We start from the raw sequence: 20,211 nt of genomic DNA on the forward strand, positions 1-20,211 counted from the left end.
CGCCCTAATCAAGCTCCTCGATAGAACCTAATGCTATCGCCAGAAGATAGATTGCGCGCTAAAAGCTCGTCCCCCTACATTGGAGCTGCAGCTATGCACATTTGGCTACCGTGGGGGCCTTGCCATGGGACAGTAAGGAAACGGGTTAATTTCTAATTTCCCTTCTCATAAAAAGATAGTAGGATATGGCAAAGAGGGCCAAAGTTCCCGCTATTAATCCAGTTAACTGGGACCAAACTATCAATAAACTATCAATTATCGGCAATGGTGCTGGGATCGCTGCCTCCATCTGCTCAATGTTCAGCGGACCTAAACTCCTTACGGTTGGCATGAGGATGGAAGTACTCCCGTCTATGAACAATTGGCTTGGACTGACTCTCAATATATTCAGCACCAATTCCTGCCTTGAGAACTGCTCTTCTACTGACATGAAAGGTTTCAAAGGCAGCAGCTGCTGGACAATGAGTGATGTCAGCATGGGAAAAAATATGGTCAGGAACAACCATAAACTCAATGATGTGAGGGCCGCAGACGAGGGCTGTCTAAAAACTATGGACATCAATAACGAAAAGGCCAACCAGAACCCTAGGTAAACAATCAACAGAAAGATGAAGGCGAATATCCGAATAATTTCTACAAGCTGAACGCTTAATCCAGTCCAAATCATTCCGGTTCCAACGACCAATCCCGTTACACAAAGAAATAATACACTCAGGACAAATATGGGTGCAAAAAATTTGGCCAATAGAATATTGTCTCTGTAGATTGGCTGGGTAACAATTCGTGTCATCGTTCCGCTTAGAAATTCTGAATTCACTCTGTCAAACCCTAGGCTTATCCCAAGTAGGGGAGCGACGAAACTTATGAGTACATAATACGAAGGGGTTGAACCCGACGAGGTAAATATTTTGAGAAATGGAAAATCCGATTCTAAGAGATCATTGTTCTGGATCCAGGCCGGCACCTGTTCCACGACGTGGGTAATGGAACTCGTTAATATTAACAGAACTAACAAAATTAATATTCGGAACCTCCAACTTCTAACCATGTCAGCAATTTCTTTCCGTGCCAGAATCCAAAAAGGACTACTAAAATGACTTACACCAATTTGCGCTGTGCGTAAGGTACTATCGATATTCATCTTTATAGAAATTTAGGGTTTTCAAGGAAATATTGTTGGTAAATCTGTTCAAGGGTCAGGTTGTCCCTTTGTACCGAGGTAATATCGTATCCTTTTGTGACAAGGATCTTTACGATGGAAGCAGTACATTCCTCAGAGGTAGTGATCTCGGCATGGTTTTCCGAAATTAAATCAATCCTCATGACGGGAAGCTCCCTTAAAAGCGTTTTCAAAACAGAAGGCCCCAGGGTCGAAACCTGGGTCTGAATACTGGTAAAAAAACCATCTTTTTTATTCAATGAATGGCCCAGATCGGCAATATTTCCACTCGCTATCAATTTTCCTTGGACAAATATCCCCACCCTGTCACAGACCTGCTGGACATGGTGCAAATTGTGGGAAGACAACAATACAGTAATGTTCCTTCTCCTGCTAAGGTCTTGTATAAGTGCCAGGAATTCCTTAATGCCGCGGGGGTCTAAACCCAACGTAGGTTCGTCGAGGACAATAATTTTAGGATCTTTGATTAGCACTTCTGCCAGGCCCAAACGCTGCTTCATTCCCCGAGAGAACGTACCCACCAACTTTTGCTTATCCTCTTCCAGCCCTACCTGCTGGAGTAAAAGATGCGATCTTTCTTCTATTTCTTTTTCAGGAATTTGATTTAACCGGCCTATAAGCCTTAAATTGTCCAAAGGTGACATTCCTTCGTAGAACCCCACGCTGTCAGGTAAGTACCCAACCAATTTCTTAACCTCTATCGGGTTCCTGTTTGATTGCATGCCATCTACGGACGCCATACCAGAAGTTGGTTCGGTAAGTCCCATCATCATTAAGATAGTGGTTGTTTTTCCAGCACCGTTCGGACCTAGCAAACCGTAGATTTCTCCTTCATATATTTGAAGGTTCAAGTTGTCTACGGCTTTTTTATTACCATAATTTTTGCAAAGATTTTCAAATTCAATGATCGGTTCTTTCATTTCATGGAAGTTTACCCACAATAAAATAATGGATTATATAATTAGGACCTGATGGAAATTTGCTAGCGCCTGCCGAATTTCCTTATCAAAAAGAAAATGGAGGCTATCGAAATCAATATTATGGCAATCCCCCACAGCCCCGTCCAGACAGAGGTCCTAACTTGGACCCTAATGGCACTTTCTGCAGATACATTGGCGTTCTTTGCAGAAATCTTAAGGACATAGTCACCCGCAATGCTCTTTTCAGGGACCTCAATAAGAGCCTTTACAGTAATGGACTTACCGGGGGCCAATTCCTTCACTTGCGCATCCTCGAAGGTCACCGTCCAGCTTTTAGGTGGGAGACCGCTCAATTCAATTTCAGTTAAAGGCAATGAGCCGGAATTTTTGAGTTCAAACAGTAGCTCCTTTTTCCTCCCAGCAACCAATTCCTCGTTCAACTTGCCGGTAGGGGTGGAGAGATCTAGATTGAATGAACCTTTTACAACAGCCTCAAGCGGAAGTTTAAGGGTATCCATTTCGGAAATTGCGAGGATGAGAAAGGACGTTTTCCCCGGAGGGGTCAATAGAGAGGGATTTACCTCAATGTTTATGTCATAGCTTTTGCCAGCCGTCATCTCTAGGGAGCGCACGGGGGTCCCCTCTACCATGAAGTTAGCTAACCACCCCGGAGGCAATTCGGCCTGGAGCATGTAAATCTTAGTTGTCTTGGATAAGTTTTCTAAGGTTGCATGATACCTAAATGTCTCGTTCCGAGCTGCCTCGACATTCATCAAGCGACTCCGAAATGGAGCCTGCGTAGAACTGGTCTGGATGTGGTTGCTTTGGCTAAGCACATAACCCGAGTGGATTACCATGAAGATTAGAAGGATAAAAAAAGGCTTGGCCTGAAATCTGGAAAATTTGGTTTCTCGTAACATAATCTATTAAACTATTTTAAATTGATAGCTTTGGAAAAAATGTCAAATGAAATGGAAAATCCCGTTTTTATAAAGTTTTGGCTAATCTAAAAATCAAATCCTTTAAATTCAAGTGTCAAGTGGTTTTTTTACATTTTTTAAGAATTGAGGTAACACTGGCCGAGCAATTATTAGGGTCCGGAAATGGAGTCCCTATCTAGCAATCCAAAACTCCATTTCGTCAAGTATAAAGGTAATTGATAGTCCTAAATCACTCAATTCCACATGATCAATGGGATCACTAGCTTAAAAACACAAGCAGTCTTAAGTCAGGTAACCTGGTTCTGGTCAATCAGCGTCCTGAAACAGCTTTATGGAAGAGAATCAACCGATCGTAGCTTGGGCAAGAATCAAGATCCTTTTTCCAATTGGCACAGTCCCTGAACTGTTTTTGAAGGAACCGCTCTGCATTGCACACCACAATGTGTGGTGCGATCCGTATGTTGTTTTCATATTGCCTGTTGAGCAATTCATTTTTTAGTTCATTAATCGTCACATGCCAAAAATAAATAAAAATGAAAGAAGCTCCATACAGTTCAAGATTGATTTTTTAGCCTCCATGAACTAGTCCAGGAATTAGAGATAGGCCTGAATATCTAATCCTAGAAGCATCGTTTCATGATTTTGGTCTAATTGGGAGAATCACTCCACTTTATCTCGCCACTGGCTTGTGAGTATTTAGGGAAGCTGTATTGTCAAAAATCCCACAAACGGATATGAGAACAGTTGTGATATACTAAAAAAAGCTGTTCCTGCCGGCCCGATAGATTTAGGGCAAGACTGGCCACTATACAGCAGTTAAACAACCCTGACCTTTACCAATTGAGCCTATATTCTCCTGCAGAACTCACGGTACCGGTAATTATTTTGGCAAATACAGGAAAAATTTGGAAAATTTGCCATTTTGCATAAACGCTAACTTATCAGGAAAGGTGAAGTAAAAAAAAGGTTGATTGGCCTGGCAAGGATATGCAAACCGCGCTTAAAAAGAAATTGATGATCTTGAACGAATGTGCATCCCATACAGGGGAATTTAGGTAGTTGAAAAAAATCTGGCAGGTTCAAACTAAAGATCATTGGACCGGGCAAATCACATCTTAGGAAATACACAGTAGAAGATTGGGCAAGCGGAACAAGATGAAAAGGTCAGAAAGTGGTCAAGTAACCAGCTTTCCTCAATAATCATTTAAAATTAGGTTAGTCCCGGTATCAAATCCCCTTATCGCATAATCTAGGCACTTAATATAAAAGAGTTGAGGACTTCATGGAACAATATACGGATTTCAACCAAAACGGCGTAGGGAGATCAACGCTTGATGACCGTTAACGTATTTGTATTTGGATTCCCGATTTCATCGCCTGGCCATTCAAATCCAACCACGGTCAATCCTCTTAAATTTCTAAATAATAATGGAGGCCGCAAAAAGCGGCCTCCATTATATAAATCTTGTTCGAACTCCCTTAAAGTGCACCCATCATCTGAGTTGCGAAGGCATCATCTGGTTTCAACTTCAATGTTTCCCCAAAATGTTGTTTAGCTTTAGCTGTATCACCTTTTAGGTATGCGAAGTAACCGATATAGTTATTAGCATCAGCAGCGTAAGTTTTGTTCGCTTCTTCTTCAGCTTTGCCAGATGCGGTAATAGCAGATAGCAATTGAGTGAATGAATCTACGAATAAACCTTTAGCGTTTTCTGGATCGTACATTACGTTATCCAAAGCTAATTCAGTTAATCCTTTGTAGTATAACGCAGGGATTTTGTATTTGTCAACAACTTCTTTTTTAGTTGATGCAGCTACTGTACCCAACGATTTTACTGCAGCCTCTAAATGTGGTCTAGCCTCATTCATCTTAGCAGTAACTTCTTCAGGAGTCAATTCAGTACCTTCAGGAACGGTTACCAATTTAGAACCGATGCCGTACTCAATCTGTCCTAAGTAGAAGTTTGAATCGAAGAAATAATCTGAGCTGTCGTTACTGGCAGGGATCCTGAAGATCTTAGCTGCGATTTCGTTCTCACCGTTCTTGAAGTATTCAAAGGCAGTCTCTGAAATTTCTTCATCATAGTTCTCATCTTCAGTCTGTTTAGTTTCAGCTACTTTCAATAGTTCAGCGCCTTTTGCAGCATCACCTGCTACTAAGTTTGCTAAACCAGCGTATAAGTAGTCACGACCAATCAAACGTGCAGTATCAACTTTGCTGAATAAAGTGGTCATGTACTCCAATGATTTTGGATAGTCTTTATCTTGCAAGAAAGAGATGTAACCTAAGTAACGGTACACTTTAGCATCCACACCTTCTACAGTTGATAATTCTTGAGCTACTGTTTTCAATTCATCGTAGTTACCTGAATAAACCAAGAAGTCAGCGTAACGTACTTTAGCATCAATGGAAGCATCACCTGTCAGTGACAAGTATTTTTTATAGTTTTCAACTGCTTTCTGGTTGATTTCACGGTATTGCTCTTCAGGTGCTTTGATGGATGATAAGTAATAAGTTTCTGCCAATTCACGGTAGATTGGACCATATTCTGGGTTTTCACCAGCCAACGTGGTCAATTGCTCTAATACTACGTCATAAGCTTGCGCTCTCCTGGAAATAATGGCTTGACCAATTTTTGGAGCCAATAGTTTGTCATCGATTGCCAAAGCGTCACGGTACGCTACGAATGCAGGGCTACTTTCGCGCAGTCCAGCGTAAGCATCACCTAATGCTGTAGGGATTAAGGCATCCTTAGCATTCATTTCCTTCGCTTTGGTCAAGTATTCAACCGCTTTCTTGTAATCCGGTTTTGGGGCATCAATGTACGCTCTACCGATAAAGTAAGGGATTTCATACTCTTTTTTGCCTATACCTTGTGAAGCTTCTGAGAACTTTGTTTCAGCGGCACTCACGTTTCCTTTTTCAAGGTCTACGATACCTAGACCTACAGTATTCAATTTTTCCTTAGGAGCGTTCGTTACACCTTCCTGGAAAACGATCTGTGCTGAATCGACCTTATCGTTGATCAAGTGGATTTGACCTAAGTAAAAATAGTTTTCACCATCTTTTGCCTTTTTCTGAACTAAATTTTGCAACATAGCTTTAGCTTTGTCATATTGTTCAGCTTGAATTGCAGCCTTTGCATCTTTGATACTTTGAGCTTGTGCTGTTCCTGTAGCAACAGCTCCCGCAACCAAAAGGCTTAAAAATAATTTGCTGTTTGTCATAATCTGTTATTTACTCTTTGTTATAAACTAATTTATGTTGTCTTCTCGTATGATAATTTCTCGACCTGGCATCGTCACGGGCAATAACCCATATTTCAGCACAATCCGCTGCCCACGGTCTCCTGTCAAGAAAGCAGAAAATCCAATTCCCAAACCCAAATTTGGTTGATAATTCAACACGTGAAACTCTGTCTTCAGAGCGTATTCATCGGTAGCAAATGTGGTCTGGGAAGGCTTAAAAAAACCTGGGTTTTTCCCGTCCCTCAAACTTTGAAGGCTTAAGATACGAATTTTATTTTCTTCTCCAAATTGGGAAACGCAATCTAAATATTGACCATAGGACATTACACCGATACTGTTTGCATCAGCTAATACCTCTTCTACAACCTCCTTGGAGGTCTTCATACCTTTTACAGATTGCCCTGAGACTTTATCCAACTTTACAATTTCTTTCACGCGTCGAAGAGTGCTCGAATTCACATTGTCAAAAACCAAGCGTTTCCCATTGCTGGATTCACCCTTCAATAAAGATGATAACGTCGGAATATTGATTGAAGTATCTGTAGCGCTCAAATTATTGAAAAAAACCACTCCATCATAGAAGGCAGGAAAAGTCCGCGGGGTAATTTTTCGGCTGCTGAAACCTGCATTTTCTTCATTCGTCAAGAGCCTGCCCAAGATCGCGATATCAGCCTGGCCTTTGATCAAGGCATTGATGGCCTCACGCTCCGGCAATGGAATCAACTTGATGTTTGCATTTACATAAGAGGTCTTGAAAACTTCAACCTGTTCCAACATGATCGGAAGCACCGCTTCATCAACGATGACCGAAAGCTCTCCTGTTAAAATATCATTGGTGCCAGCGCCAGCTGTCGTACTGTCGGCATTTTCCTGTCCTGTATTTCGATTTCGTGAACATGAAATTACAGAAACCACGACAAGGAGTATCGCTATTACATACAATAATCTACCCTTCATATTAACTTAGAATGATTTAATGCCTCAAGGATTAATTAATTCCTGAAATTATTTTGCCAAAGTCTGGCAAAACGCATAAATGAATAGACGATTAGGAGTATCCCGAAGATCTTTTTATAGGTTGGATCGATCTCGATTGGAAACCCGCTCCAAAAGATGATCAATAATCCCAACACAAAATAAAAGAGGAACATGAATAGTCCTAAAATGGACAGAAATCGCTGTGTGGGCGATTTCTGTCTAAAATTATTTCTTGTTGAATGATTCGACATACCGAATTACATTTGCGACAAGTCTAAGCGAATTGGCAATGAATAACGAACTGGAACCGGACGACCGTTTTGGATAGCTGGTTGCCATTTCTTTGATTTCTTCAATGCAGTGATCGCTGCTTGACCTGTACCGTAAGAAACGTCTTTTACCACTTTAATATCTGTCAAAGCACCTGTCCTGTCGATCACGAATGATAACTCGACTGTACCTTTCACACCTGCATCGATTGCAGCTTGTGGATATTGAAGGGTGGTCGACACGAACTGGCGGAATGCGTTGATACCACCTGGGTAAGATGCTGGAACTTCAACGGCCTCAAAGTCATAGACTTTGTTAGCGTCTCCGTCCTCAACTCCTTTTGTACTACCGGTGATAGCACCTTCCACTTTCTTCGGACCGAACTCCCCAGTTGGAACACCTGATGCACCTGGGGTACCTTTCAGGGTAATTCGCGCTGGAGTAGCGTTTTTCTCTTTGATCTCTTCTTGAGAAACAACCTCTTCTTTTACTTGTCTCGCATCAACAACCTTAGGCTCTGGGAAACGGATTAGGTCTTCCGCCGGTGGTTCCTCCGCGATACGTTGAGGTGGCTCTTCCTCTTGAGGTAGTGGTTCCTCTTCTTCAGGTGGTTCAGGGATCTCTAGATCCTCTAAAGTAACTGGAGTGACTTCTACTACTTCCTCAACAGGTTTCTCAGGAAAAAGCTTTATATCGAAGGCTTTTACAGCCGTGAAAGCAAGGACTACTGCCGAAACTGAGAATAAAGCGATGTTGGTAGCTTTTGGTGCGTATTTACGCAGTGCATATGCTCCGTACTCTTTATTTCTATTCTCGAAAACGACATCTAGCCATTCTTTCTTAAATAAATCTAATTTTGAACCGATCATTTTTTTCCTTTTTGTCTGATGAATTATTCGTTATAGATTCCGTTTGTTTTCAAAACCTCAACTTCTTCAGGTTTGATTTTCGAAATCATGAAACGTTTAACATCAGTGATTTTCATTTCATCTAGTATATCAACGAGGTTACGTTGTACTGATCTGTCACTTGGACGGATTACGACGATTAGGTCTTTTCCTCCTGACACCTGTGGAACCTGAGCTTTCTTCTCAAGGACGATCTTTCTGATTCCCTCTTTGCTATAGTCTACTACAGCGGGTGCCGAGATTGGGTTTGCTAATTGACCGTAATACCAAGCGATCTTGTTATCTGATCCCAGCAATAAGGTGATGGAACGGTTATCCGCGATCTCAATCTCCGGATTTTTCTCATTCATGTCCTTATTCTTATCAGGCATGTTAACATCCATGGCTTGTGGCTTGTTCAAGGAAGTTGTTAGCATGAAGAAAGTAATCAGAAGGAAAGCTAGATCCACCATCGCGGTTAGATCTACACGACCTCCATTTTTCTTCGACCTAACTTTGCCACCTTTTTTGCCGCCGCCGGAGTCTTGATTTAATTCTGCCATTTTCTCTTATTATTTTTCCTGACGTAAACCCGTAACAAAGAAGAATTTGTTTTGTTTTTGGTTTCTCAGTGTTTCAATAATCAAATTCATTACCGCGTACTTTTCTTCCGCATCTGCTTTGATAGCTACTTTCATCGCTCCTGGATCTGACCAGTTCTTCACTTTAGTCTCTTGGTCACGGTTGAATTCCACCGTTGCCAAGCGAGCTTGTTGAACCCAATGATACAACTCGTTTGAAAGTTCTTCGGTGCTATCCACAGGGATACCTGGCTGAACCTCTAAAGTACGTTTGTCATTTGGTAATGAAAGTAGGGCACGCAATTGCTTGAAAGGTACTCCAAACTCATCTAGTCCTTTAAACTTCTCATAGTCTTGTTCTGAGAACGCAACACCATATTTTGCAGACATATTTTTAAGAGTCTTTACGCGAACCTCAGGGTTCTTCTCTCCAAAAAATACTTTCCCTTGGTTACCTACAGTAATAACGGCTAAGTTATCGTCCGGTAATTTATCCAACGTAGTGGATGCAGGGGTGTCTACGGGCATTACTTCTGGCTGACGTGCAGTTGCTGTCAAAACGAAGAATGTAAGAAGCAAGAAAGACACGTCACACATCGCCGTCATGTCGATCGATGTGCTGGCTCTTTTTACTTTTGCTTTTCCCATTTCTTTACTTCTTTAATGTGAACACTCTAATTCTTTTTTAATAATGATGCGAAAACGTTGAACAATGCATAAAATAAATTCAACTTTTTTTCGAACCTTCTTATTTGTGGTTTGCAGCGTATGTTTGTACGATTGAGAAACCAGCCTCGTCAATAGAGTATGTTAACGTATCGATCTTAGAAGTTAAGATGTTGTAGAAAATAATCGCGATTGTTGATGTACCGATACCTGTAGCCGTGTTGATCAAGGCCTCAGAAATACCGTTTGCTAATTTTGCTGAATCTGGTGCACCACCTGTAGCTAAGGCCGAGAACGCTTTAATCATACCTGTTACTGTACCCAATAGACCTGTCAATGTACCGATAGATACTAAGGTTGCGATAACCGTTAGGTTTTTCTCTAACATTGGCATCTCTAAGGTAGTAGCCTCTTCAATTTCTTTTTGGATTGCTAATACTGACTTCTCTGTATCTAATCCCGGATGTGCTTCAACATCTTTATATTTTAAAAGACCAGCTTTGATAACGTTCGCTACTGAACCTTTTTGTTTGTCACACTCTTGGATAGCCGAATCAATGTTACCGGATCTCAATAAGCCTTGTACTTTTCTTACGAAGTTACCTACGTTTCCTGTTCCAGACGCTTTACCGATAACGATAAGACGCTCGATTGAAAACACCCATACCATTAAGAATAAACCAAGAAGAACTGGTACTACGTATCCTGCATGGTAAACCATACCGTAGTAGTTACCTGGTTTTGGTTGGTTCGCTGGATTCTCATCGATAAAGTTTGAAGGATCACCCATCACAAACTTGTAAACCAAGAAACCAATTACTAGACAAATGATAATTGCTAAACTTGCAAATAGATTACCCGCATTGCCACTCTCTTGTTTAGCTGGGGTTGTAGTTTTTGGTGCGTTTGCCATTTTTTACTAATTTTTAGATTTTTTACTGTTGTTTAATTATTAAGTTAAATTCAATTTAATGCAAGCTAAATGCCGTTATTTTACATTAATTCAAAACAAATATAGCATTTTCTGTTAAAAACAAAATTAATTTGAAGATATCTGATTATTTAACTTTTAGGCTGTGTTACCTACTCATTGACGTTCTTCAGCAGCTCTCAAATCAATGCTTCTTTTGTCGTATCACATAACGGTTGAATATTCCATATTTTTTACAATGAAAACCATTTTTTTTTTGAATTGCAAATTATCAAATCGTTAAATGTTAAAAATAAGTGAGTGTTTACTTACAATCCGCCCTGCCTTTAAGCCTACCTTTTTTGACCAAATCACCATTATTTCTTTGTTTTTTAAACGTTTACAGGACAATTCAATGTTTAGCCACCAAAGGATTTAACTTGGTACTTCTCTGAACTTAAATATTGTATAATTTTTTCTTTAAAATCACCTTGTATCAATATTTCGCCATCCTTAGCACTCCCCCCAACGCCACAGCGTTGCTTCAATTTACGGGCTAAATCCTCCAAATCTGAACTGGATCCTATAAATCCCGTCACCATCGTCACAACCTTTCCCTTCCGCTGCTTCTTGTCCAAGCCTACCTTCAGTTTCTGCTTCTCATTGGGAAGCGTATCCGCTTCCTCGAACTCATTCGAATCCGTATAGTCAAAATCATCCGAGGTCGAATAAACGATCCCCTCAAATCTTTGTTTTTTTTGTTTTGCCATAACTAACAAATAATCTTGAGGGCATTGCCCTGCACTTCAATATCAATCTTGTTCCCTAAATCCATCGGCTCGCCATCCAGATGTAGTGGCGCCTTTCCCTCCTGCTCGATGCAGATCTTCTTCCCCGGTATGATCTCCACATACTCGGATTGATCTGCCGTCTTGTTGAATAGATGGAAGATCATCATCGGCAACGTATATAACGGAAATTTATGAACGATACATACATCCAGCACCCCATCGTTAATAGATGCATTCGGCGCAATGTAGGCATTGTTGCCATATTGCGGTGAATTCGCGACCGAAATCATGAAGGCTTCCCGCTCGTAGACCTTTCCATCAATGTCCAGGATATACTTTTTAGGCTTGTATTTACTAATAACGTTAATAATGGTGCGGAGGTATCCGACCGGCCCTCTAAATGTTTCGGAGGCAAATCGATCACTCACTGAAGCATCAAAACCGATCCCAGCAATGTTGAAGAAACAACGCTCGCCAATCTTTCCGCAATCGATACCCACCGATTCAAATCTATTGATCCTGCGCAATGCAGCCGACTCATTCATCGGGATACCCAAATAGAGCGCCAATCCATTACCCGAGCCTTCAGGCACAATACCCAAAGGAATATCACTGCCGACCAAGGCCGTTCCTATTTCATTGATCGTGCCATCGCCACCTACGGCAATGACCGCATCATATTGCTCATCTATCGCAGATTTAGCAAGTTCATAGGCGTGATTAGCGTGATTGGTAATCTTAAACGTCGGGTCAAATCTGTTTAAATCCAGTACTTCGAGTACCTGTTTATTAAACGTTGTTTTCTTCTTCCCACCAGATACTGGATTGATTACAAACAGTATGCGCTTCTTTCTCATTTACGTCATTTAATTCCGCTAAAGATAATAATTTGGTTGAAATACTTTTTAAATATTGCAAAGTATCGTAGCTTTGTGCCACACAAAATGTGGACTGATTTGCATTTAGCATTATCATAATGTAAATGGGAGATTGCAACCACAGTAAAAAAGTGCTAAAACCATTCGGGACAAATGATTTTTCACATACTGCCTGCTATTCCCTTCAAACGTTTATTATTTTTATGGCATATTTATTTACCTCCGAATCGGTATCTGAAGGACATCCTGACAAAGTCGCAGACCAAATTTCGGACGCTTTAATCGACAACTTCCTCGCTTGGGATGAAGATGCCCGCGTAGCTATTGAAACCTTAGTTACTACTGGACAGGTGGTTTTAGCAGGTGAAGTGAAGTCCAAAATCTACTTGGACGTTCAAAAGATCACTCGCCAGGTTATCGAAAAGATCGGATATACCAAATCCGAGTATATGTTCGAAGCGAATTCCTGTGGAGTCCTTTCGGCCATTCACGAACAATCCGCCGATATCAACCAAGGCGTGGATCGTATCACAAAACAAGAACAAGGTGCTGGTGACCAAGGTATTATGTTCGGTTACGCCAATAACGAAACCGAAAACTATATGCCCCTGGCTTTAGACCTTTCACACCGTCTCTTATATGAACTTGCTGCTCTTAGACGCGAAAACAATGAAATCCAATACCTTCGCCCTGATGCTAAATCGCAAGTGACCTTGGAATATGATGACAACCATAAACCGGTTCGCATCGATACCATAGTTATATCAACACAACATGATGATTTCGCTTCTGAAAAAGAAATGCAAGCGAAAATCCAATCGGATATCGAAAACATCCTAGTTCCTCGTGTAAAAGCTCAATTGAAACCTGAACTACAGACGCTATTCACAGATAAGATCAAATACCATATCAACCCTACTGGAAAATTCGTAATCGGTGGCCCTCATGGCGATACCGGTCTGACAGGTAGAAAAATCATCGTAGATACTTACGGTGGTAAAGGTGCACATGGTGGCGGTGCTTTCTCTGGTAAAGATCCATCCAAGGTAGACCGTTCTGCAGCCTATGCTACGCGCCATATCGCTAAAAACTTGGTGGCAGCAGGTGTTGCAGATGAAATCCTGGTTCAGATCTCTTATGCTATCGGCGTTAAGGACCCTATGGGTATCTATGTGAATACTTATGGTACCAGCAAGGTGAACAAAACAGACGGAGAAATCGCTCAGGTCATTGCCGAGATCTTCGATATGACTCCCTACGGTATAGAAACGCGTTTAGGTCTTCGTAACCCTATCTATGCGGAAACCGCAGCCTATGGACATATGGGAAGGACCCCAAAAACAGTAAGCAAGACGTTCGAAAACTCAAATGGCGAAACCAAAACTCTAGAAGTGGATCTTTTCACTTGGGAAAAGCTTGATTATGTTGAGCCAGTGAAAAAAGCATTTGGTCTTTAAGATCAAAACATACATGAAAAAGCTTGAAAATTTCAAGCTTTTTTTTTGTGCCATGCTTCAGACCTTGCTTTGACCTCATTCGAGACACATTCGGAATATGTCTCGAATAAGGTGAAGGGAAATCCCAGAAAATTTAACCCCTATTTTTCCACTGTCCCGGCATATATCATAAACGAGTAAGCCCCGCAAATTGCGGGGCTTATTACTTCCTATTTAATAATGATTAATTTTTTATTTTACTCAGCGATTGTTGCTGAAGAAGTCGGAATTTGACGATTAACTTTCTTAACCAATCCCTGGAGCACCGTACCTGGTCCTACCTCAACAAAACTTTCAGCACCATCTGCTAACATCGTCTCGACAGACTGGGTCCAACGAACCGCACCTGTCAATTGGGCAATAAGATTATCTTTAATGGCAGTAGGGTCTTGGTAAGGCAACGCATCGTAGTTTTGATAGATTGGACAAACTGGAACCTGGATTTCAACATCCAGGATAGCAGCTTCCAATTCTTGTTTTGCAGCTTCCATCAAAGGAGAGTGGAATGCTCCACCTACGTTTAACTTTAAAGCACGTTTAGCACCTGACTCTAAGAGTTTTTCACAAGCTTTGTCAACGCCAGAAACCGAACCCGAAATAACCAATTGCCCCGGGCAGTTGTAATTAGCCGCAACAACGATATCATCAACCTGTTCACAAACCTCTTCTACAATTACATCGTCCAATCCTAAAATAGCTGCCATGGTTCCCGGTTCCAATTCCGTTGCTTTTTGCATGGCATTTGCACGCTTAGAAACCAATTTCAATCCATCTTCGAAAGATAATGCTCCGGCAGAAACCAATGCAGAGAATTCACCTAAGGAGTGCCCTGCTACCATTGCTGGCTTAAAGCTATCTCCTAATGCTTTTGCTAATATCACAGAATGCAAAAAGATAGCCGGTTGAGTTACTTTAGTTTGTTTCAGATCCTCTTCAGTTCCATTGAACATGATGTCGGTGATACGGAAGCCTAAAATTTCATTAGCCTTTTCGAACAAAGCCTTTGAATCTTCGTTTGAGTCGTATAAGTCCTTACCCATGCCCACAAATTGCGCACCTTGGCCAGGAAAAATATATGCTGTTTTCATATGCAATTGTTTAATTCAACAAAAATATACTTAATCTTCGGGTAGAAAAGAAAGAGATGAAAGATTTTCTTTACTGAAAACCTCATTTGCTATGTCCAATATCTCTTTGGAGCTGACCAAATCAATTTTATTGAACACTTCAGGAAGACCAACTACGCGATTATAATCTAAGATGTTCTTGGCCTCGGCGATCAACAGGCTCATCCTATTTTCCTCAGCGAGTGCTATCTGTCCCTTGAATTTATCCTTCGCCTTTTCCAACGCTTGTGCACTTAATGCCTGTTCTTTTAGTTTAGTCAATTCCTTATAAATCAGTTTTAAGGTTTTATCCACTTTTTCAGCATCCGTACCAAAATAGATACTGAATAGGCCAGTGTCCGAATAAAGACTGTAGTTGGATTCAATGGTATAGGCAATGCCGTATTTCTCACGGATATTAAGGTTCAGGATATTGGACATTCCATAACCACCTAAGAGATGGTTCAATAGCAAGAGGCCTGTTTTTCTGTCATCATGGATTCCAAAAGCGGGTCCCCCTAAAACCACATGGGCCTGATTGATGGGCCTTTCTTTTTCTATCATGGCAACCCCTGGCTTGACCAGGTCTTCGGCTGCATGTGTCCACTGATGGTTATTTGGATTGCCAAAGCATTTATCCGCTATCTTAAGTACCTTTTTATCTGAATAATTACCAGAGATGGCAATTACGATCTTGGAAGCATCATAATGTCGGTCGATGAAACGTTTGATATCGTCTTGCTCAATGGCCTTTAAGTCCTCTTCAAGTCCGAGGATATTGTGGCCTAGTCCAGTGTCCTTGAAAACCTGATCTTCGAAATCATCCATGATGGACTCCTCAGGACTATCCAGGTAAGAAGCCATCTCATCTAGGATCACCTCTTTTTCCTTATCCATTTCCTCCTCCGGAAATAACGAGTGGAATAAGATATCTTCAAATAGGTCCAATGCCCTTTCCAGATAAGGATTTAAAAAGGAAGCATGGATACAAGTATATTCCTTGGTCGTATAGGCGTTTAAGTCGCCCCCAACGGATTCCAATCGGTTTAAGATCTGATTGGTGCTCCTGCGTTCCGTACGCTTGAATAACAAGTGCTCAATAAAGTGGGCCGTTCCAAACTTACCGAACTCCTCATGCCTAGATCCGGCATCCACAATCAAACAAATATGCGTAATGGAAGAGGAATGGGGCTGAAACAAAACTCGCAACCCGTTATCAAGTTGGAATATCTTATGATCCATATAGAAAAATTGAATGACAAAGGTAGGGAATAGTATTGAGATGTGAGACGTGAGATATGAGAGGACGATAAAGCGGCAAAAGCAGATGGGAAATCAATATATATTAATAATCAAGGAGGTATAAATATCTTGTTCAAAAAAAGGTCAGTGAAAATCACTGACCTTATATGTTTGAAATAATCTTTAAACAAGATTTTGAGCCCTTTTCTCAAATCTTATATCTCAATACTCAAATCTAATTTACTACATCCTAGGCCTTCTCATTCCAGGAGGCATGCCGTCGTTGTCGGTTGGGGCTATGCCAGAGAATTTTTGGAGTTTGAAGGTGAATGTTAGCATAAAGTAACGACCAAGGCGGTTTGTTTGCCTGTCGATGGTCATGTTTTCTTGAACGGTTCTTGAAAGGTTGGTTTGCTCATTCAATAAATCGAATGCTTGGAAACGGATGGTTCCGCGTTGGTCTTTCAATAGTTTTTGTTCAATATAGGTGTTGATGATAAATGGATTAGCATTTGTCAATGGTCCATAACCGTTATTGAATGTCTTGGAAAGGTCTGCCCCGAAAATTGTGGTTGGCGTGATGTTCACCGAACCGATCACGGTAGGTGTCCAAGAGGAAACGTTATTGTTAAAATTGCCTAAGGAGCTTCTGCTATAGTTATATGAATATCTTACCCCTGGATTCAATTCAAAGTTTTCAGAAGGATTGTATCGGAAAAACAGGCCTTGCATAAATACCCAGTTGTTCGTAATATTCTTCATCCCTTCGGTGGCACTCAACTCTCTGGCCGTATAGGCAATGTTCTTGTTGAAGTTCACACTTCCCATCAACATCAAGTTATAGGTTTTTTCCTTTAGAGATTTACCGAAGTGATAGAATGAACTCAAGTTATAAACCGGATCGGCTTCATTCAGGTACCTAGTCTCCGAAATCACACCACCTGTAGGGTTGTTTTCACGTTTTACGAAGCTCACGATCTTATCTGAAGTCAAGTTACCATTAATCATGGCAAAGAAGGTATTCCCTTTTTGGAAATCACCACCACGGTACCTCAACATCATTCTATGTCTGAATTCAGGATTCAGGTTCGGGTTACCATATACTACATTGGTTGATGAATTTCCGACAGCATAAGGAAGAATCTGATTGATATTAGGTTCCGTCGAGGAGCCAGAATAATTGACACTCAAATTCTTTTGTCTAGAGAATTTATACTCAAACCTTGCGATCGGCATCCAGTTTAGGTTAGATCGATCGATAATCGCATTGTCATCACTACTTGAGGTCGTACCTTTTAATAAAGAAGGTTGAACAGCAGCACCGATGGAGTATTTCACCTTATCGTTTTCAAAAGCATAATTTGCTCCGACTCTATGGGTGGTAAAGGAATAATCCTGATCATAATGATAGTTAAGGATACGATCATCTAAATTAGGTAACGCACCCCCTTCTTCATCAAAGGCATCCTGATTCTGTTTATTGTTATAATTATTTTTATTGAAGTCGTACTGGATCTCAATTTTTCCATTTTGGGAAATCGGTTCTAGATAAGATACACTAGCCCCAGCATTCCAGCTTTTATTGTTGACTTCACGGATAGTTTGTTCATAGATTTCCACCATAGCTGTATTGGCGTTGTTCGGATCTTCGATTAAGCGATCCAATACACCTTGATAATCTTGGGTTGTAGCGGCATTATCATAATTGAAGTTCATGAAGAAGTTCCTTCCTTTATCGCTTAACTTTCTATTGTATAGACCACTGATCCCAAACCTAGGCGCGTCCAAGTTTCCGCTTTCTACCCTATTGTCATTGGTTTCCCTATCGTTCACAAAATCAAACCAATTCCCTACGGAATGTGAATTTGATTTCGTCCCAGAAAAACCTAATTGTGGAGTAAGTTTAATATAATCTTTATCCGAAATATTCCATTCTAAATTTGCTTCAAAACGATGGCTTGAAACTATATTATTAGCTGTAGAGTCTGAACGTTGTTCCAGATTATCGCCATCTGACCCCATGTTATAGCTCGTCAAACTGTTGGTCAGGGTTGTATTGTCATCCCTGCCATAAGAGTAACTACCATATACTTTCAAGGTTTCAGAGAAATCATGACGGATATTGACCCCGATTGACCCAACATCGGTTATACCAGATGCGCCTCCAAACATTCCGCCGCCACCACCTGGGCGCCCACCACCCCCTTGACGCATCCTTGCTCCACCACCGATGGTCCGGAAGTCAAACAGGGAAGCATTCACGTTGTTAAGGTTACCTAATATGGAGACTTGGGTTTTATTGGTCATCCCCATCCACATACCGGTGGCTTGGTAGCGATCGTCCGTACCATATCCTGCACGGAGCGTGGTCATAAATCCCTTATTGTATTTAGGGTCGATCTGGATATTGATGATCTTTTCCGAATCGCCTGATTTATTTCCGGTCACATTAGCCATGTCACCATAGTCATCAACGACTTGAATTTTCTCGATAATATTAGCTGGAAGGTTTTGTGTAGCGGTTTTCACGTCTCCACCGAAGAAGTCTTTTCCGTTGATCCTCACTTTGGTAACGGTTTCACCCTGTGCAGTTACATTCCCGTCCTTGTCAACTTCTACCCCCTGCAATTTCTTTAGGGCATCTTCAGCAACCGATCCTTCACGAAGTTTGAGGTCTTTGGTAGAATATTCTACCGTATCGCCCTTAACCTGCACAGTCAGTACACCTTGGATAACTACTTCTTCGATTTGGTTTTCATTGACAGCCAATTCAAAACTAGGGATTTGGATTTCCTTTTGCCCTGCAGGAAAATCCACTTCCTTTTCAAAAGGAGAGAAACCTAAGCTGCTCACCCTGATCTTAAATTTTGTGGCTTTAACATTTTCAAAGGTATAGAAACCAGCATTGGTGGAGCTGGTTGCTATGGTATCAGTAGCAGTCATCAACCGCACTGATGCCCCCGATATGGGTCTTGATTCGGTATCCCGAAGCATCCCAGATACAACACGGCCAGATTGACCGTACACGGTAATTCCCATCGCCATGAAGCATAAGCATAACAAGGCTTTCAATAATCTATCCATATATCAATTAAACTAATTCTTGTTCAGCCTCCCTAAGACCCAAGCATCAATCTTGGTCTTATACGGACTTTTAACCGTCGGGCTGTATCGACCGTACATCGATCCCCTGGGGTCAGGTCTGCTCTTGATAGTTTTCTGTAATATGGTAAATCTATTGTTAATCATGATTTGGATAGCAATTGGACCTTTTAGATCCTTGATACCAATTGCCTGAATCGGAATTTTTGATTCATAAACCAAAACATCATTGTCCATCAATTTTGCTAGTGCCAGCACGCCATACGTGTTATCGAATGACAGCCTACCATCTACAATCCGAGCAAAACCCTTCACACCATAACCCCTGCTTCGCTTGATCAACTCTTCGCGAACATTCATATTCGGGAGGTTTTCGTCGTTTACCATGGCTCTGACTGACTCGCTGTCTGGAATCGGAAAGACTAAAATAGCCCCATCTTTCTTTTTTCCTTCAGGGTTGATATTCACGATGATACCATTTCGAGCTGCTTCCTGTTGCAAGGCAAGGTTCTTGATTTGAACTGCGGTGTACAGATAGTTAGCGTCGTTTGTAACAGCAAAACTCCAGCTGGAATCTTGACCTATTACAGATAGCTGATTTTCCCATTCCTTGAGGTCTCCGTCGACCTGGACTTGGAAAGTGGGTAAAATAGCATATCGGTCTTTTTTCTTCTGCGCCAACAGGGTTGAACTAGCAAAAATTAGAATGGCAATAATGATATTCCTTTTCATACAATTCAAGTAATCTTGTATTTACCAGCAGTATAAGAAAAAAATTTATATTCCCGAATACATAGCAAAGAAAAACACAAGAAGTGTAAATTAGTGTAAAACGAGGTTAATCACGGAGTTGTTACATTTAATTGGAGAGTATTTAGTATAAAGAATTTAGTATTTAGACTCTATCTTCAGTCAGGGTTTCAATGATTTTGGCATTGTTTTCTTGTTTTCCAAACGATTAATCTATCGGCGTTGGACCCATCTAACTACTAATTACTAATTACTAATTACTAA

17 protein-coding genes are annotated in these 20,211 nt (G+C 41.0%); 1 reads left to right on the forward strand and 16 read right to left on the reverse strand.

Features of this window, described 5'->3' with window-relative positions; genetic code table 11:
- Positions 1-145: 145 nt before the first annotated feature.
- The 12 genes from CKW03_RS19145 to CKW03_RS19200 form a co-directional block, all read right to left on the reverse strand.
- Positions 146-1,141, reverse strand: coding sequence for an ABC transporter permease (locus tag CKW03_RS19145; RefSeq protein WP_093099586.1), 996 nt, complete (start codon positions 1,139-1,141; stop codon positions 146-148).
- A gap of 2 nt (positions 1,142-1,143) precedes the next feature.
- Complete coding sequence (locus CKW03_RS19150) at positions 1,144-2,100, reverse strand: ABC transporter ATP-binding protein (RefSeq protein WP_093099588.1); 957 nt, start codon at positions 2,098-2,100, stop codon at positions 1,144-1,146.
- Between the two features lie 62 nt (positions 2,101-2,162).
- Entirely contained in the window at positions 2,163-2,792 is a 630-nt protein-coding gene (locus CKW03_RS19155; RefSeq protein ID WP_157739584.1) for a COG1470 family protein, read from the reverse strand.
- 559 nt (positions 2,793-3,351) lie between these two features.
- Complete coding sequence (locus tag CKW03_RS20965) at positions 3,352-3,555, reverse strand: DUF6965 family protein (protein ID WP_373865672.1); 204 nt, start codon at positions 3,553-3,555, stop codon at positions 3,352-3,354.
- Positions 3,556-4,520: 965 nt separating this feature from the next.
- Positions 4,521-6,269, reverse strand: coding sequence for a tetratricopeptide repeat protein (locus CKW03_RS19160; protein WP_093099592.1), 1,749 nt, complete (start codon positions 6,267-6,269; stop codon positions 4,521-4,523).
- 27 nt (positions 6,270-6,296) lie between these two features.
- Positions 6,297-7,247 (reverse strand): PstS family phosphate ABC transporter substrate-binding protein, encoded by a 951-nt coding sequence (locus CKW03_RS19165; protein WP_093099594.1) that lies wholly within the window; start codon positions 7,245-7,247, stop codon positions 6,297-6,299.
- Positions 7,248-7,525: 278 nt separating this feature from the next.
- Positions 7,526-8,407 (reverse strand): energy transducer TonB, encoded by an 882-nt coding sequence (locus CKW03_RS19175; protein WP_093099598.1) that lies wholly within the window; start codon positions 8,405-8,407, stop codon positions 7,526-7,528.
- A gap of 23 nt (positions 8,408-8,430) precedes the next feature.
- Positions 8,431-8,988: an ExbD/TolR family protein gene (locus tag CKW03_RS19180; RefSeq protein ID WP_093099600.1), complete on the reverse strand. Its 558-nt coding sequence runs from the start codon at positions 8,986-8,988 to the stop codon at positions 8,431-8,433.
- 9 nt (positions 8,989-8,997) lie between these two features.
- A complete protein-coding gene (locus CKW03_RS19185; RefSeq protein WP_093099602.1) occupies positions 8,998-9,654 on the reverse strand; it encodes an ExbD/TolR family protein in 657 nt (218 codons plus the stop codon).
- A gap of 100 nt (positions 9,655-9,754) precedes the next feature.
- Positions 9,755-10,585, reverse strand: coding sequence for a MotA/TolQ/ExbB proton channel family protein (locus CKW03_RS19190; protein ID WP_093099604.1), 831 nt, complete (start codon positions 10,583-10,585; stop codon positions 9,755-9,757).
- Between the two features lie 416 nt (positions 10,586-11,001).
- Positions 11,002-11,352 carry a translation initiation factor gene (locus CKW03_RS19195; RefSeq protein WP_093099606.1) on the reverse strand — a complete coding sequence of 117 codons (351 nt, stop codon included), beginning with the start codon at positions 11,350-11,352 and terminating at the stop codon, positions 11,002-11,004.
- 2 nt (positions 11,353-11,354) lie between these two features.
- Positions 11,355-12,230 (reverse strand): diacylglycerol/lipid kinase family protein, encoded by an 876-nt coding sequence (locus CKW03_RS19200; protein ID WP_093099607.1) that lies wholly within the window; start codon positions 12,228-12,230, stop codon positions 11,355-11,357.
- A 224-nt stretch (positions 12,231-12,454) separates the two neighbouring features.
- Here CKW03_RS19200 and metK point away from each other — a divergent pair, with 224 nt between their 5' ends.
- A complete protein-coding gene (metK, locus tag CKW03_RS19205; RefSeq protein ID WP_093099704.1) occupies positions 12,455-13,708 on the forward strand; it encodes a methionine adenosyltransferase in 1,254 nt (417 codons plus the stop codon).
- Positions 13,709-13,944: 236 nt separating this feature from the next.
- Here metK and fabD read toward each other — a convergent pair whose 3' ends face one another.
- The 4 genes from fabD to CKW03_RS19225 form a co-directional block, all read right to left on the reverse strand.
- The gene (gene fabD / locus CKW03_RS19210; RefSeq protein WP_093099609.1) at positions 13,945-14,835 is read right to left on the reverse strand and encodes an ACP S-malonyltransferase; all 891 of its coding nucleotides are present in this window, start codon (positions 14,833-14,835) and stop codon (positions 13,945-13,947) included.
- A 30-nt stretch (positions 14,836-14,865) separates the two neighbouring features.
- On the reverse strand, positions 14,866-16,095 hold the full coding sequence (locus CKW03_RS19215; protein WP_093099610.1) for a M16 family metallopeptidase: 1,230 nt from the start codon (positions 16,093-16,095) through the stop codon (positions 14,866-14,868).
- A 243-nt stretch (positions 16,096-16,338) separates the two neighbouring features.
- Positions 16,339-19,179, reverse strand: a complete 2,841-nt coding sequence (locus CKW03_RS19220) for a TonB-dependent receptor (protein ID WP_093099612.1) — start codon at positions 19,177-19,179, stop codon at positions 16,339-16,341.
- 12 nt (positions 19,180-19,191) lie between these two features.
- Positions 19,192-19,929, reverse strand: a complete 738-nt coding sequence (locus CKW03_RS19225; RefSeq protein ID WP_093099613.1) for a hypothetical protein — start codon at positions 19,927-19,929, stop codon at positions 19,192-19,194.
- Positions 19,930-20,211: the final 282 nt, after the last annotated feature.

This window comes from Sphingobacterium mizutaii, assembly GCF_900187125.1.
Taxonomy (GTDB): Bacteria; Bacteroidota; Bacteroidia; order Sphingobacteriales; family Sphingobacteriaceae; genus Sphingobacterium; species Sphingobacterium mizutaii.

Coding starts and splice junctions, on each gene's coding strand:
- CKW03_RS19145 (WP_093099586.1), bottom strand. CDS start 1,141: ATGAATATCGATAGTACCTTACGCACAGCGCAAATTGGTGTAAGTCAT.
- CKW03_RS19150 (WP_093099588.1), bottom strand. CDS start 2,100: ATGAAAGAACCGATCATTGAATTTGAAAATCTTTGCAAAAATTATGGT.
- CKW03_RS19155 (WP_157739584.1), bottom strand. CDS start 2,792: ATGCTCCAGGCCGAATTGCCTCCGGGGTGGTTAGCTAACTTCATGGTA.
- CKW03_RS19160 (WP_093099592.1), bottom strand. CDS start 6,269: ATGACAAACAGCAAATTATTTTTAAGCCTTTTGGTTGCGGGAGCTGTT.
- CKW03_RS19165 (WP_093099594.1), bottom strand. CDS start 7,247: ATGAAGGGTAGATTATTGTATGTAATAGCGATACTCCTTGTCGTGGTT.
- CKW03_RS19175 (WP_093099598.1), bottom strand. CDS start 8,407: ATGATCGGTTCAAAATTAGATTTATTTAAGAAAGAATGGCTAGATGTC.
- CKW03_RS19180 (WP_093099600.1), bottom strand. CDS start 8,988: ATGGCAGAATTAAATCAAGACTCCGGCGGCGGCAAAAAAGGTGGCAAA.
- CKW03_RS19185 (WP_093099602.1), bottom strand. CDS start 9,654: ATGGGAAAAGCAAAAGTAAAAAGAGCCAGCACATCGATCGACATGACG.
- CKW03_RS19190 (WP_093099604.1), bottom strand. CDS start 10,585: ATGGCAAACGCACCAAAAACTACAACCCCAGCTAAACAAGAGAGTGGC.
- CKW03_RS19195 (WP_093099606.1), bottom strand. CDS start 11,352: ATGGCAAAACAAAAAAAACAAAGATTTGAGGGGATCGTTTATTCGACC.
- CKW03_RS19200 (WP_093099607.1), bottom strand. CDS start 12,230: ATGAGAAAGAAGCGCATACTGTTTGTAATCAATCCAGTATCTGGTGGG.
- metK (WP_093099704.1), top strand. CDS start 12,455: ATGGCATATTTATTTACCTCCGAATCGGTATCTGAAGGACATCCTGAC.
- fabD (WP_093099609.1), bottom strand. CDS start 14,835: ATGAAAACAGCATATATTTTTCCTGGCCAAGGTGCGCAATTTGTGGGC.
- CKW03_RS19215 (WP_093099610.1), bottom strand. CDS start 16,095: ATGGATCATAAGATATTCCAACTTGATAACGGGTTGCGAGTTTTGTTT.
- CKW03_RS19220 (WP_093099612.1), bottom strand. CDS start 19,179: ATGGATAGATTATTGAAAGCCTTGTTATGCTTATGCTTCATGGCGATG.
- CKW03_RS19225 (WP_093099613.1), bottom strand. CDS start 19,929: ATGAAAAGGAATATCATTATTGCCATTCTAATTTTTGCTAGTTCAACC.